12 protein-coding genes are annotated in these 14,126 nt (G+C 59.5%); 5 read left to right on the forward strand and 7 right to left on the reverse strand.

Annotated elements, in window-relative coordinates:
* Positions 1-337: flavin reductase (locus tag ASG92_RS27685; protein ID WP_240987232.1), on the reverse strand; the 337-nt coding region annotated here is incomplete at both ends.
* Between the two features lie 724 nt (positions 338-1,061).
* On the reverse strand, positions 1,062-2,231 hold the full coding sequence (locus ASG92_RS20785; RefSeq protein ID WP_056632812.1) for a thiolase family protein: 1,170 nt from the start codon (positions 2,229-2,231) through the stop codon (positions 1,062-1,064).
* A 435-nt stretch (positions 2,232-2,666) separates the two neighbouring features.
* Here ASG92_RS20785 and ASG92_RS20790 point away from each other — a divergent pair, with 435 nt between their 5' ends.
* From ASG92_RS20790 to ASG92_RS20800, 3 genes are read left to right on the forward strand one after another with little or no spacing between them, the layout of a single operon-like run.
* The gene (locus ASG92_RS20790; protein ID WP_240987236.1) at positions 2,667-3,257 is read left to right on the forward strand and encodes an alpha/beta hydrolase; all 591 of its coding nucleotides are present in this window, start codon (positions 2,667-2,669) and stop codon (positions 3,255-3,257) included.
* A 34-nt stretch (positions 3,258-3,291) separates the two neighbouring features.
* A complete protein-coding gene (locus ASG92_RS20795; protein WP_056632815.1) occupies positions 3,292-4,143 on the forward strand; it encodes an MBL fold metallo-hydrolase in 852 nt (283 codons plus the stop codon).
* Complete coding sequence (locus ASG92_RS20800) at positions 4,140-5,171, forward strand: TDT family transporter (RefSeq protein WP_240987233.1); 1,032 nt, start codon at positions 4,140-4,142, stop codon at positions 5,169-5,171. Before ASG92_RS20795 ends, ASG92_RS20800 begins: the two co-directional genes overlap by 4 nt.
* A gap of 529 nt (positions 5,172-5,700) precedes the next feature.
* Here ASG92_RS20800 and ASG92_RS20805 read toward each other — a convergent pair.
* The 5 genes from ASG92_RS20805 to ASG92_RS20825 all read right to left on the reverse strand — a co-directional run bounded on the left by ASG92_RS20805 (position 5,701) and on the right by ASG92_RS20825 (position 10,822).
* The gene (locus ASG92_RS20805; protein WP_056632821.1) at positions 5,701-7,086 is read right to left on the reverse strand and encodes an MFS transporter; all 1,386 of its coding nucleotides are present in this window, start codon (positions 7,084-7,086) and stop codon (positions 5,701-5,703) included.
* Between the two features lie 241 nt (positions 7,087-7,327).
* Entirely contained in the window at positions 7,328-8,143 is an 816-nt protein-coding gene (locus ASG92_RS20810; RefSeq protein ID WP_056632824.1) for an alpha/beta fold hydrolase, read from the reverse strand.
* A 321-nt stretch (positions 8,144-8,464) separates the two neighbouring features.
* Positions 8,465-9,004 (reverse strand): tautomerase family protein, encoded by a 540-nt coding sequence (locus tag ASG92_RS20815; protein ID WP_200952045.1) that lies wholly within the window; start codon positions 9,002-9,004, stop codon positions 8,465-8,467.
* A gap of 186 nt (positions 9,005-9,190) precedes the next feature.
* Positions 9,191-10,159, reverse strand: coding sequence for an alpha/beta hydrolase (locus ASG92_RS20820; RefSeq protein WP_056632829.1), 969 nt, complete (start codon positions 10,157-10,159; stop codon positions 9,191-9,193).
* Positions 10,160-10,309: 150 nt separating this feature from the next.
* Complete coding sequence (locus tag ASG92_RS20825; RefSeq protein ID WP_200952046.1) at positions 10,310-10,822, reverse strand: tautomerase family protein; 513 nt, start codon at positions 10,820-10,822, stop codon at positions 10,310-10,312.
* Positions 10,823-11,083: 261 nt separating this feature from the next.
* Here ASG92_RS20825 and ASG92_RS20830 point away from each other — a divergent pair, with 261 nt between their 5' ends.
* A complete protein-coding gene (locus ASG92_RS20830) occupies positions 11,084-11,992 on the forward strand; it encodes an MBL fold metallo-hydrolase (RefSeq protein ID WP_056632833.1) in 909 nt (302 codons plus the stop codon).
* Positions 11,993-13,685: 1,693 nt separating this feature from the next.
* Positions 13,686-14,090 (forward strand): carboxymuconolactone decarboxylase family protein, encoded by a 405-nt coding sequence (locus ASG92_RS20840; protein ID WP_056632837.1) that lies wholly within the window; start codon positions 13,686-13,688, stop codon positions 14,088-14,090.
* Positions 14,091-14,126 lie beyond the last annotated feature (36 nt).

The raw sequence follows: 14,126 nt of genomic DNA on the forward strand, positions 1-14,126 counted from the left end.
GTGTAGTGAACACGTTTTCAACCAGGGTGTACTCAGCCGCCAACCGGCCCACAGCCGTGACCGCCGCCGTGTCAATCCGGCCCCGTTCCAGGTACAGCTCGTCCTTGATGTGGAAGCGGACAACTTCGCCCCAGACAACGTGATCATTCATGTCGCCCACGGGAATGATGCGGTTAACGATGCATTCCATCGCGATAGGGGCGTCTTTGATCCTGGGCGCTGTCACGGCCTGCGAAGCCTCTTTTTCGAGCCCCACCGCCTCAAACTCGTCGATTCCCGAGGGGAATTCGAAGGCGGAGGAGTGCAGGGCGTGAGCCTGCGGAAGCGTGGCCACGTTNATCGGCGCAGGCAATATAGATCCTGGGTGCCGTCACGGCTTGTGAAGCCTCTTTTTCGAGCCCCACCGCCTCAAACTCGTCGATTCCCGAGGGGAATTCGAAGGCGGAGGAGTGCAGGGCGTGAGCCTGCGGAAGCGTGGCCACGTTGACCACAAAGTTCCCCGTTTCGCGGATGTTGACGAACGTGTCCTTGAGGGTCCTGCCGTCTGAGCGTGGCTGCAGCGAGATGGACACCATCGGCGGCTTTCGTCCCACCGCCGTGAAGAAGGAAATGGGCGCAAGNTGACGAACGTGTCCTTGAGGGTCCTGCCGTCTGAGCGTGGCTGCAGCGAGATGGACACCATCGGCGGCTTTCGTCCCACCGCCGTGAAGAAGGAAATGGGCGCAAGGTTGGCCACACCCTCTTCAGAGATGGTGCTCACCCAGGCGATCGCCCGGGGAATGATGCTTCCGATGAGGAGCTTGTAGGAGTCGACGGCGTCGAGATCTGCGCTGTTGATGATCATGAAGGGCCTGTATCTTTCCCTGTGAATGAGTGGGGGGCGTTCCGGGATGGAAACGCGACCTAGGGCCGCATCGGCGCGGCCTGCGGTGGTGGAAGTGTTTGAGCTTTTGTGGAATCAGCTGAAGTAAGCGTATCCGCTTTACCTATTTCATTCAAGAGCCTTGGTCTGAAATTTGCGAACACGCCTCAAGTTGGTGCTGCCGGCAGGGATCGCGGCTTTAGCGTTCCAGGACAACGGCGAGGCCTTGTCCCACTCCGATGCAAATGGCAGCAACTCCGACCCCTCCCCCGCGGCGTTTCAGCTCCCGCGCGAGGTGGATCAGGATCCGGGAGCCGGACGCGCCCAGCGGGTGGCCCAGGGCCAGCGCGCCCCCGTGGATATTCACCTTCTCCGGATCCAGGTCAGGCCAAAGCTGCAGGCACGCCAGGCTCTGGGCCGCAAAGGCTTCATTGAGTTCCACGACGTCGACGTCTTGCCAGGTCTTGCCTGCGCGGGCAAGTGCCTGGTTGGCAGCCTCAACGGGAGCAATGCCGAAAATGTTTGGGTCGTTGCCCGCCACCCCGCGGGAAACGATCCGTGCCAGGGGTTCCGTTTCCAAGGCGCCTTCACGGCCGATGAGCATGGCCGCCGCCCCGTCATTGAGCGGTGAGGAATTACCTGCAGTGACGGAGCCCCCGTCACGGAATGCCGGTTCCAGGCCGGCCAAGGCCTCCTCGGAGGAGGTGGCCCGAACGCCCTCGTCCGTATTCAGCTGCGAATCGGGATGCGGCAGCACTTCGTCGTCGTAGATGCCCTCCGACCAGGCCCTGGCGGCTAACTTGTGGCTGCGAACGGCAAATTGGTCTTGCGCGGTCCTTGATATGCCGAACTTGTCGGCGAGGATTTCAGCGGTTTCGCCATTGGAGACGGTCCAGGCCTCACTCATCTTCGGGTTGACCATTCGCCAGCCCAGCGTCGAACTGTGCAGGGTTTCAGGACCGGCAGGATACGCCCGCTCGGGTTTTGCGAGGATCCAGGGCGCCCTGCTCATCGACTCGACGCCGCCGGCAACAATGAGGTCGGCATCGCCGATTTCCACCGTTCGGCTCGCCTGGATGGCAGCCTCGAGGCCGGAGCCGCACAGGCGATTAACCGTGACGCCAGGCACCGAGGTGGGAAGCCCAGCGAGCAGCGCAGCCATACGTGCCACATTGCGGTTATCTTCTCCCGCACCATTGGCGTTGCCCAGAATTACTTCATCGATCCTGTGCGTTTCCAGCCCCGGTTGCCTGCCCACTACCTCGCGGATCACATGGGATGCCAAATCGTCGGGGCGGATGCCCGCCAATGACTTCCCGAATTTTCCGAAGGGGGTACGGATCCCGTCATAAATGAAGCTGCTTGTCATGCTTCTGCCTTTCGTTGTGCATCGGTGAAGAAAATCAGGAATGGGGGGCGGCCCGCGGCCGTGAAAGGAGCATACGTCAAAAAATTGTTGCTGGACAGAGCCTAACGCTGTACGCTTATTTCACGTCTTACTCCTGCAAAAACCCTGGGCCCCCTTGGGAAGCCAGGACGCAGGCCCTTCACCACCACGCAACTGATTCACGATTCCCCGCGGCGCGCGGCGTGGCTCCCGCGGTTGTCACACATACCCGGCCACCAGCGCCGGAGAGAAAAGAGAGACTCATGGCAGAACGACTCGATGTTGAATTCACGGCGGAGGGTGGCATCAAGCTTCGCGCTTGGCTCTACATTCCCGATGGCCCGGGNNNNCATAAATCCCTGGCAGCAGATCAAGGACTGGCGCCGGGCCGTGACCTATCTGGAGGGCCGGCCTGAAGTGGACGCCTCCCGCATAGGCCTGTGGGGGTCCAGCTACTCCGGTGGACACGCCCTGGTTCTGGGGGCTACGGAGCAGCGGCTCAAAGCTGTGGTGTCTCAGGTGCCCGCCATCAACGGCCATGTGGCTGGTTCCCGCCGCGCTGTAGGCGACGCCAAGACTGCGCTGGAACAGTCGTTCATCGACGACGAGCGGGACCAGGCCGCGGGTAAGGCACCGAGGATGATCGCGGTGGTGAGCAGTGACCCTAGCCAGCCTGCTGCGTACCGGCTACCCTCCGCCGTCGGCTTCTACACACAGCCCGGCCCTGAAGAATACGGCTGGGACAACACCGTGACACTGCAGTCCACCCGTGCCGCTCGTCTCTACGAGCCCGGGGTCTGGGCCTCAAGGGTGTCGCCGAAGCCGCTGCTCTTCATTGTCGCCGAAGACGATGAACTGACCGGCACGGACCTGGCCCTCGAAGCCTACGAACAGGCCCAGGAGCCCAAATCCCTCGTGATCCTTCCAGGCGGCCACTTCGAGCCGTACGTCGAGAACTTTGAAGACTCAAGTTCGGCCGCCCTCAACTGGTTTTTGCAGCATCTCTAAGCCCCCACGAATTTCAGGGAAAGTGACACATACTATGCAACGCACACCCGAGCTGGCTTACGACGTCTTCGTCTCCGGCACTCTGCCCCAAACAGGACGAGGGACGCTACCCAATGGGGACCCGCGCATCTGGTCGCCGCTGTCCTCAACACTGATCTCCGGACAGGAGAAAGCCGTGCTGGTGGACCCGCCCATGACGGTGGACCAGACGCGGAGGGTCGGGGACTGGATTGAAGCATCGGGAAAGAACCTCAGCCACATCTACATCACCCACGGCCACGGTGACCACTGGTTCGGCGCAGGTCCCCTCGCAGAGCGGTTTCCGGGCGTCACAGTACTGGCAACCCCGGGCACGCTCCAGGAGATGGCCATGCACGGCTCCCCCGGGTTCCGCTCCTCCTTCTGGGACTCGATTTTCCCGGACCAGATTCCGCCCACCACAACAGTGACCCAGCCAGTCGAGAATGGGTCGTTTGAACTTGAGGGTCATGAACTGCAGATCGTTGAAGTGGGCCATACCGACACTGACAACACCACCATGCTGTTCGTTCCCTCCATCGGGCTCCTGGTAGCCGGGGACGCCGTCTATAACGGGGTCCACCCCTACCTGACCGAGTCGCAGGACGGGGGTCTCGAAGCCTGGCTGCGAGCGCTTGATATCGCGGAGAGCCTCGAGCCAAAGTTCGTGGTGGCCGGGCACAAGAACCCCGCATTGCCCGATCTGCCCGGGCAGATCCAGGAAACCCGCGGCTACCTTTTGGACGCATCAAAGCTCCTGGCCGAGGAACCAACGCCGGAGGAGTTCTTCTCGGCAATGCTTACGCTTCATCCTGATCGGATCAACCCCGGTGCGTTGTGGGGTGCAGCCCTGAAACTGCTGAGTTGACCAGTCGTCCGGCGCCCACGATGGGGCCCGTTGCGACGGCTTCGGAAGCACGGGAGCCCGATCTCCTCACTGAGCTTCCGCCAAAGCCTCCGACGCACCCCTTCAACCTGTTTGCCGTTCCCCTGGGCTTCATCGGGTTGGGGGGTGCCTGGCAGGCAGCCCGCCTCACGCTTCAGGCCCCCGTGTGGCCGGCGGAAGTCTTCTACGGGATCAGTGCCGCCATCTGGTCCGTCCTGCTTGTCTGGTATCTGGCGAAGAGTTTCCGGTACAGGTCCAAGGGAAACTTCGACAAAGAACTGAGACACCCCGGAACGGGCCCGTCGGCGTCCTTCATTCCCCTGGTGGGCATCCTCCTGAGCAGTCACTACATCGAGTACAACAAGGTGTTCTGGTCCGCGCTGTGCCTGTTCTTCATCATCGCTCTCACGCTCCTCGGAGCCAGGCTTCTGGTCCATTGGGTGACCGGTGGAGTGACCCTGGAATGGGTTCACCCGGGTTACCTGCTTCCAGTTGCTGCAGGTCCCTTCATCGCCAGCATCGGCTTCTCCACCATGGGTTGGCCCCAAGCGGCTGTCGCTGCCTGGGGAACCGGTGGTTTTTTCTGGCTGATGATCGGGACTGTGGTGACGGTACGCTTCATGGCAGGGATTGAAATGCCGGACGACCTGAAGCCCGTCTTGGCCGGATACCTGGCCGCCCCCGCAACGGCCTGCGTTGCCTGGATAGTCATCCGCACGGACGGTTCCGGAATCATCCAGTTAGGACTCACGGGAATCCTCCTCATGATGATTCTGATGCAGGTGGTTCTGATTCCCCAGTACGCCAGCCTGCCGTTTTCGCTGACGTTCTGGATCTTCACCTTCCCGGTGTCAACGTCGGCGAACTACGGCATCAGATGGCTCGGAACCCTCGGCGTCGCCGGCTCGGAACTCATCTCCTGGGCCCTCTTAGGCCTTGCCACGGCTTTTGTCCTTGGTATCGGAATACGGACGCTCGTCCATGGTTCGCCGGCCAAGAGACGGCGCTGACGCTTCGGCGCACCCGTAACCAGAGCAAAGTCCGCGCGAAGGCGCCTAACTCGATGTCCGACGTCGGGGCTTGAGTTGTGGGAAACAGTGGGAGCGTGCAGGGGTGACAAGGAAAGACCTTCGAGTGGAGCGGGACTTGTAGAGAGTCCAACTCCACTCGGAGGTCCTTTGTGTGTTCAGTGCACTGGCCAGTGGGGCATGACTGCGGCACGGGGTAATCGAGCCCCGAGCAGCTTCGGTGCGGGACGCCACTCGCTTCTCCCGTCGGCGCCTGCCGGAGGCGCTGCCAGCGAACTACGCCTGGAGAGGCAACCTGAAGCGCGACGGAGATCGGGCTTTCATCGCCCAAAACTCAGCTTGCATGCCGGCTGTACCCCCGTCCGGAAGTCACCGCAACTACCTCCGGCTGACTCGGCAAACAGCAGAGCCACCTTGCTCTGGAACAGGAGCAAGGTGGCTCGAATTGGGACTCAGTATCGCTGCAGTCCAGTGACCCTGCGACGATCAGGGTCGGTAAATACAGGCTGCCTTATGAGTCTGAACGTGAACGGCGTGTGGTCATCGCCCTGACTGCACCCACGGCCGCAGCTCCGGCCAGGAGCGGAATGGCCAAGGCGAAGAAGATCTGGTCCACGCCCCATCCTGCGCCCAGCATCACGCCACCCAGCAGACCGCTGACGATGGAACCGGCCTTGCCGAAGCTGTGCATCCATGACACGCCGGTTGCGCGGGCTTCAGTGGGGAAAACCGATGTGCTCAGTGCGTTCATGCCGCTGTTGGCACCCACCAGCACAACGCCGATGGTGAAGCCCAGAACAAGCAGCAGGGGCAAGGTCAGGTTGACTGATGCAAGGATCCAGGCCGCTCCGGCGGCCAAAGTGAAGGCCGCACCGAGGGATACATATTTGCCCAGCTTCTCCATGGCAAAACCGATGGCCAAAGCTCCGATCACACCGCCGATGCCGAACATCGACACCACATTGCCTGTGCCGGCGGCGTTGATATTAAGTTGCTTGACGATCAGCGGCAGGTAGTTCAGGAACATATAAACCACTGCGGCGCAGATGAAGTAGCAAAGCCAGATGAGCAGCGATACCACCACAAGTTTCTTGGACAGTACAGTCCTGACACCTCCAATCGGCTTGGCGCCGCCAGCTTGCGGTGCGCCCGTCAGATCCACTGTGTTCATGTCGAAACCGGGAATGATGGCACTCAGTACCTTCGTCACGTTTTCTGTCCGGCCTCCCCTTCGAATCATAAACACCGTTGATTCCGGGAGGCCACATACCAGTGCGGGCAGGAGAACCAATGCCAGGATTGTTCCGGTTCCGAGCAGCCACTGCCAGCCCAGGGTGGGAAGAATGGTTGACGCCAGGAAGCCGGTGATGACTGTCCCCAGTGGGAAACCGGTGAACGTGATGGCCACAATGGCAGCCTTCCGCTTTTCAGGCGCGAACTCCGCTACGAGCGTGATGACCAGAGGCATCACCGCTCCGAGGAACAGGCATGCCATCACCCGGAAGATTCCTAACGTCAGGTCGTTTTGTGCCAGCGCGCCGCCTAAAGTGGCGAGTCCGAATCCTGCCGTGCCTACGATAATCGGGAGCCTTCGGCCGATCTGGTCAGACAGCGGGCCGGCAACCATAGAACCGACAGTGAGCCCCACAACTCCCAGCGTCACCATGGTGGTAACTGTTGCCAGCGAGGTACCCCACTGGGTGACTATTTGGGGGTAGATGAATCCCCACAGGCCGATTTCAACTCCTTCAAGGGTCATGGTCAGGAACCCGAGAAGGATGATCACGCGCCGTCTGTTGCCAAGCGGCGCTTGATTGAGTATTTCCTGAACGGTCAAGCGGGAGGATGCCGTGGTCCGGAGGCCGGTCGTCTTTGACGCCTCGTTGGCAATTGCCATGTTGTTTGCCTTTCTAATGCACGCCGTCGTTGGCCTGCGTGAGCTGATGCGAAGCTCGTAATGCTCGTGGATCGGGGCACGCAGCCTTCCATGAGCGATTGCCGTCTAGGTTGTTCCCCTGTGCCTTAGCTCATGGCAACCGAACCCTCAAGTGTGTTCGGGGACACAAGGTGAACTCTGCGATTGAAAGAAGCTTAGGCTATACAGCTCTTTCAAGCAATGGTTTTCGGCGTCCTGGCACTCAACCACTTTGCCTCGCCTTTTGGGAGATGGGCATGACCGCCTTCAACCAGTCACTGATCACGCTCCAGGACTCTTCCCAGCCGCCGTCGAGCATCATGTCATGCCCGATCCCGGCGAGCTCCCGCTTATCGGCGCCGTAGCGCCGTGCGGTTGCGCGCGCTGACCGCACTGGCACCATTCGGTCGTGCTTGCTGTAGACGGACAGAAGCGGATATTCAGACTTCACCCTCGACGGAAGGTGGAAAAGCAGCTGGTACTGGACCCAAGGCGACTCGCCGCAAAGGGATCGGGAGATCTCGGCCGCCTCTTCAGTGCCCATCCGCTCGAACAGCATGTCCGGCGGCAGCCGAAGGCTTCGACCCGCGAGAAACCGCATCGCTTGCCATGGGTGGCTTCTCAGCACCGAAAAAACGGTCCCGAAGGCCGGACCGGAAGTGATGGAGCCAACGAGCACGCCCGCGCTCACCTTCGCCGGCTGAACTGCCAACACCCGCTGCACCACCAGGCCACCCAGTGAGTGACCTACCAAGACGATCTCATCAACATCGACAGTCTCGACCGCGCGGAGGACGTCTTCAACATAATCCTTCAGCCGCGCCGAACGGAGGTTTCCTCCGCTGCCGCCGTGACCCCTGAGCGAGACCGCGTACGCCGCATAGCCATCCTCGGAAGCTGCGTGCATCCAGTTGCGCCAGCACGTGGCGTCATGACCGAGGCCATGCACAAAGAGAAGAGCAGAACGGGGTCGGATCCCGCCCGGAGGGCCGGACGCGAGAATCTCGAGTTGAACATTGCTACCAGAGTCAATCATCATCGTTTCCACAGCAGATGAACCTATCAGAGTGTGACAGAAGTAACAATGGTTTGCATATTTCGACGGCGTCGTACCGCGGCCACGGCATGGTCAGCACCCCTCCATCAGCGACGTCTGCAATACCGCACGTATCTCGTTCTTCCCTACCAGCAAGCAAAAATGCTCGACCGGAAAACCCGGCCGAGCATTTTGCCCGAACTGTTATTGATTCCCGAGCCACCAGCGATATTGCCGGAACTGGACTTGGGAGCTACGGTCGGCGATCTCTCGCGATCAGACCCGGTCCGCGGCCGTCCGCTGACAGCTTGGAAATCGGGTTGCTCAGTAATAAGGAACGGGACGGTTCTCCTTGCGCCAGAGCTCTTCGAACTCGGACCATCCAGGTGGCGGAACGAGGCCTTGAACACGCCAAAGATCCTCAGGAGTTTCGTCGACGTGGATCTCCCAGTCGTAGCCGCGCTCTTTCACGAACGGCACAAGCACCTCCTCTACCTTCTCGTGGAAGTCTGCCCGGAGCTGGTCCGAGGTCAAGCTTCCGAGGGCGATTCCGTTCACCATCGTTTTCTTGTTCGTGTGGTGCGCGATGTAGTCAACCGTGTGGCGGGCGATGTGGTCAAGGCGGATGCGTATGAAATTGTTCGCCGCTTCGCCTCCGACGTAGATGCTGTTGCGGGGCATCTCGTGAAATACGACGACGACGTAAAACTTCGGTAGATCGACCAAGTCGTAATAGATCGACGTTATTCCTTTAGTCAACGCCTCCTTGTCCTCATCGGTAAAAGCGTCCTCGGGTGTGTAAATCTCCCAGAATGGCATTCCAGGCTCCTCCTTCTCCTTTGTAGGTGTTGCATGGGTGACCATGGACCCCGTCGCAGGCTTAGCAGCACTGCAATCGTGATCTTCATCACCGTATAGCCGCTCGTGACTGCCGTATTGGGACCAGCGCGTCAAGGTGATGTACAACTGCGCCTCGTTGAACAGTGCGCGATTCAGGCACACTCCGGCCAAGTCCAGTTGCGTGCTGTAACGCGGTGGCCGCGTGATCCACTAATGCGTACCCAGTACCACAGCTGTTGGAACAGCAGCCATTGAGGGGAACTCCTCGCCATCACGCAGGTGCTCCAAGAACCAGGAAGTTGCGGCTTCGCTGGATTGCTCGAAGTGGTCCGTGTAGGTGTCGAAGTGACCGCCTTCATGGACGAGAACCTGCTTCGGATGACGCGCGGACTCGAATGCTGCCAGCTGGACTTCCGGGAAGGTGCAGGTATCAGCCCGACCTACGATCATCAGCAAGGGCTTCGGTGCCAAGTGAGGCATCCATCCGGCTGGTTCGAACTCCAGCAAGTGGGCTACGGATCGTAGCGTCACCTCGTTACTCCATGACGGCGAATCCTGCAGAGCGAAGTCGATGAAGTCCTGCTCGACGATCGGAGGAAGGGCACAGAGCGTGTTGGGGTCCGAGGAGAAGACCGGAATCATTTCAGGCGCTTCTCCGGCGACCCGGCCGCGGCGGTCGGCCGCGAGGCGCCGTTCGAGTTCGGCTCTCTGCTCAACGCTGAACATCTGCCGGCTGTTCAAGTGCCCGCTTACCTGTGGAATCTGGGCAACGACACATCGGACCCTGGGGTCGTTGGCGCCGATCACCATGGCGAGCCCTCCTGCAAAGCTGGATCCCCAGAGGCCAACTCCGGTAGCGGCGTCGACCTCGGGAAGTTCTGTAGCTTGTGTGATCACGTCTCGCCAGTCCGCCATCTGCACATAGGGGTCAACCTCAAGGCGAAGCTTGCCCTCTGAGGTGCCAAAGCCTCGGTGGTCGTAGACAATCACGGTGAAACCGGATGCCGCGAAGGCAGCCGCATAGTGGTCGATATGCTCCTTTATCCCGCCGAACCCATGGGCCATAACGATGCAGGGTGCGGCGACGTTCGGTTCTGCGTGTAAGTAGCCGCGAAGAACGGTTCCGTCCTCTGTCTTGAATTCAATATCTCTTCTCACGAATGCTTCACTATTTTTCACAAGTGTTTCCTGATCTAACTCGTCGGCAGTTGGTGGGTCAGTTGCAGTCCTGTTGGCCCGAAGTCCAAGGGTCTGTGGAAGGTGACGATTAGCCTGCCCTCGTAAAGAGAGCTGTTCGCGGCGTTGCGCTACACCTTGGAATCGGGCTGCTCAGTAGTAGGGGACGGGACGGTTCTCCTTGCGCCAGAGCCTCTCGAAGTCTGATTCTCCGGGTGGGGGGACGAGGCCTTGCACACGCCAAAGATCCTCAGGAGTTTCGTCGACGTGAATCTCCCAGTCATAGCCGCGCTCTTTCACGAAGGGTGCCAGCATCTCCTCGGCCAGATTGTGGAAGTACGCCCGAATCTGTTCGGTGGTGAAGCTTCCGGCGGGCATCCCGTTCACGACCATGTGCTCGTTCATGGCGCGGGCGATGTGGTCAACGCGGATGCGTATGAAATTGTTTGCGGCTTCGCCTCCGACGTAGATGCTGTTTCGTGGCATCTTGTGGAACACGACCACTACGTAGAATTTCGGCAGGTTGACTAGTTCATAGATCGACGTGATTCGTTCTGTCAGCGCCTCCTTGTCCTCATCGGTCAAAGCGTCCTCGGGTGTGTAAATCTCCCAGAATGGCATTCCAGGCTCCTCCTTCTCCTTTGTAGGTGTTGCATGGGTGAGCACGGACCCCTTTGCAGGCTTAGCAGCACTGCAATCGTGATCTTCATCACCGTAGAGCCGCTCGTGACTGCGCCATTGGGACCAGCGCGTCAAGGTGATGTACAACTGCGCCTCGTTGACTTGAACCGCCTCCTGATTCCATGGCTGACCTTGGCGCACATATGCGACTGAGGGACGCGATTTTCCTATAGGGACTCGTTGTTCATCCGTAGCGTGGCAACTGTGGCGCCTCGTTCGGAGCCGCCAACCACACTGGAGGTCATAATGAGCAGCAAAGCCCCTTCCTCGAAGCTAAGCCCGCCGGTCCGTGCGACGGTCTACGTCGGCCGTTGGCCCGAGATCCCTGCCCGCGAGTTTCCCGGCATCCCAACGGGTACTTTCTCCCCCACCACGGCCACTCTTATCAGCGGCCCTACGGAGGCAATCCTCGTTGATGCGCTATTCCTCAAAGAGGACGTTCAAGATCTCGGGGACCTGATCGAGCGCTCGGGCAAGAAGCTCACGACGATCTACCTCACCCACGCGCATGCCGACCACTATCTGGGCTTTGGACCGCTCTTGGAGCGCTTCCCCGAAGCAAGAGCTGTAGCGCTTCCCCACGTTGTCGAGGCCATCAAAGAAACAATGGAGCAGCAACGGGTTCAGTGGGATCTGTTGTTCGGCGACGCCTGCGTGACGCCCGGGCCCCTTCCCGATCCTCTGGAAGGCCACACACTGCATGTCGACGGGACCCTGGTGGAGATCATTGAGGTGAAGCAGGCTGACATCCATCCAACCACCGTGGTCCACGTGCCTGACATCGGCCTAGTTGTGGCAGGCGACTCAATTTACAACGAAATCCATCCAATGCTCGGACTCTCCACGCCCGCAGAATGGGAGGACTGGCTGGAAACAGTGGATCTTGTGGAGGGCCTCAATCCCCGGATGATCGTCAGTGGTCACCGACGGCCCGACGGCGATGACTATGCCGTCACTGACATGCTCTCCACTACCCGGGCCTACATTAAGGATTTCGCTGCCGCTTATCAAAATGCCAAGGACGCCGAAGAACTCACCCGCGTTATGGTGGCCAAGTATCCGCATCACGGAAACCTGTGGACACTTCAGTTCTCTGCCCAGAGTGCGATAGCACTCCGCGATTCCGGCGAACTCCTCGTAAGTGCCGGGAGATAGGTGAACTAGTTACTGTTCTGCTCCAGACGTTGAGACATGACGCCCTGCCTCCGGATGTACCGCAGCAACGGATCGCCCAGGGGTAGGGCATCCACCCTCCCAGGCCCGACTCATGTACTCTTCCCTAACATAGCCATTCAGCTTATGGTTATGTCGGAGCCGAGGTGGAGGTCTGAAGGTAAATCCTTCGGGTTCGAGACTATCCTGCATGCCTTGGAACGTCCCGCCCAGCGGTCACAGACAAGAAATCCGGGGCGAAGAGAAATGTGGAAAGGGCCGTTTTGTCAAACCTGCGAAATACTCTCCGTACCAACTCGGAGTTTGATGCTCATTGGAGGATCGAAGCAAATGAGCGCATCGCAAGGATGGATCTAAAGTCGATTGGAGCAACCGAACGTACAGGGAAGTTCCTGAAGCGCGACCTTGGGGACATCCTGATCACGGACTGGGATTCTCCGCCCATCGAGGGGGTGCGCAGCGCGAAGGACGGACGTGGAGGTGAGGAGGCATTGCTGCTCTTCACGGTCTCTGCGGGAAAACAAGTCATAGACACGGCGTATGGAAGCGCGGTCCTCCAGCCCGGGACCGTGCTTCTGGCCGACACCCGCGGACCTGGCAAGTTTGTCATTCCGCATTTCGTGCGGAAGACGAGCGTCAGGATACCTTCGTCCGCCCTCATTCCATTCCTTGCCAAAACAAGTATTCCGGACTCCTTGATGCTCCGGACAGCCGACAGCCCCTTGGCACAGATCCTCCAAGATCTACTGCGCGGGATCGACCGTCAATACACCCGCATGTCGCAGTCGGAACTGGAAGGTGCCCGTAACGCGATGCTTTCGCTCATTGCCGGACTGGTCCTCGGTAACAAGGCCAACGCTGGCGGCAGCGACTTCCTGCCAATGCTTCGGCCGCGTCTTGAGCAATGGATTAGCGAGCATCTTCAATGCAGGACCCTCCGAGTAGAGGACATTGCCACAGCACATAATGTCTCTCCGCGAACGGTACAGCGAGCCTTCGCTTCAACAGGTGACACCGTCCGGTCGGTTGTTCGTGCCCATCGACTCGCGGCGGTCAGGCGCGACTTGCTCACGTCCAACCAACCGGTCGCCACGATTGCACACCGGTGGGGTTTCTTCGACGCTAGTCACTTAAGCCGCATATTCAAGCACGAGTTTGCCATGACTCCAGGGGAGTTTCGTGAGAGTTATCATCAGACAACAGCGCCGGCATCAGCTCGTGCACCCATTGGTCGCGGCGTTCCGGCACCAGGCTCGGGAGTCAACGAAGCGTCACGGTCAACCGGGCTGATATCCCAACCCTTAGATGACGCTTGGGCGCCACTCTTCAAAGCCCTTGCAGGGACGAGTCCTGCATAACAGCAGTTTTCCTCTTTAGGACCAGTTACCAGTCCTCGGCGCCCGTTAGGGAATAGCTTGATCGTCCCGCGCTGACGAGTGCCCGGTTACTGGCAACCGGGTGTTTGCCGGATGACCCCTTATCAAGTCATTCAGGTGGCCCGCGAGGTAACGTCCACGCGGCTCCTAGTCGCGAGCGGAGTCAGTCACATGCACCTCCGCTGGGAGTGCGAGACGGTAACGAAATTACTTGCCTTCGCGAGGATTTTTGAGCTAGCAGAGAGCTCACAAAACCTACGCCCCAGATGCAATACAGACGACAGAGTAAGGACACAAAATTGACGAACCTCGACGCAAACCACACCGCTGTCACATCAGGCCTCGCCATCAGAGAAAAAGTGATGGGGAAAGAACATGTCCAAAGGTCTCTTGAGGAAGCAAGTGACTTCTCGCGAGCCATTCAGGAACTCGTTACAGATTTCGCTTGGGGAAGGATCTGGACTAGAACAGGTCTGGATCTCCGAACCCGCAGCATGCTGAATCTCGCCATGCTGACTGCTCTGAACCGAAACCATGAACTCGCCGGCCACGTCCGCGGAGCACTCAACAACGGTGTCACCGAAAAGGAGATACAAGAAGTATTGATTCAGGCAATGGTCTACTGCGGCGCTCCAGCCGCCTTGGAATCATTCCGTGTCGCCGAACGGGCCATCATCCTGTACAACGCCGAGAACAACAGCTGACATTTTCCACGCTCTCCAGAGCCGCAGACACCGCTC

The organism is Arthrobacter sp. Soil736, from assembly GCF_001428005.1.
GTDB lineage: Bacteria > Actinomycetota > Actinomycetes > Actinomycetales > Micrococcaceae > Arthrobacter.

Coding starts and splice junctions, on each gene's coding strand:
- ASG92_RS20810 (WP_056632824.1), bottom strand. CDS start 8,143: ATGATGATTGACTCTGGTAGCAATGTTCAACTCGAGATTCTCGCGTCC.
- ASG92_RS20830 (WP_056632833.1), top strand. CDS start 11,084: ATGAGCAGCAAAGCCCCTTCCTCGAAGCTAAGCCCGCCGGTCCGTGCG.
- ASG92_RS20785 (WP_056632812.1), bottom strand. CDS start 2,231: ATGACAAGCAGCTTCATTTATGACGGGATCCGTACCCCCTTCGGAAAA.
- ASG92_RS20795 (WP_056632815.1), top strand. CDS start 3,292: ATGCAACGCACACCCGAGCTGGCTTACGACGTCTTCGTCTCCGGCACT.
- ASG92_RS20805 (WP_056632821.1), bottom strand. CDS start 7,086: ATGGCAATTGCCAACGAGGCGTCAAAGACGACCGGCCTCCGGACCACG.
- ASG92_RS20815 (WP_200952045.1), bottom strand. CDS start 9,004: ATGGTCACCCATGCAACACCTACAAAGGAGAAGGAGGAGCCTGGAATG.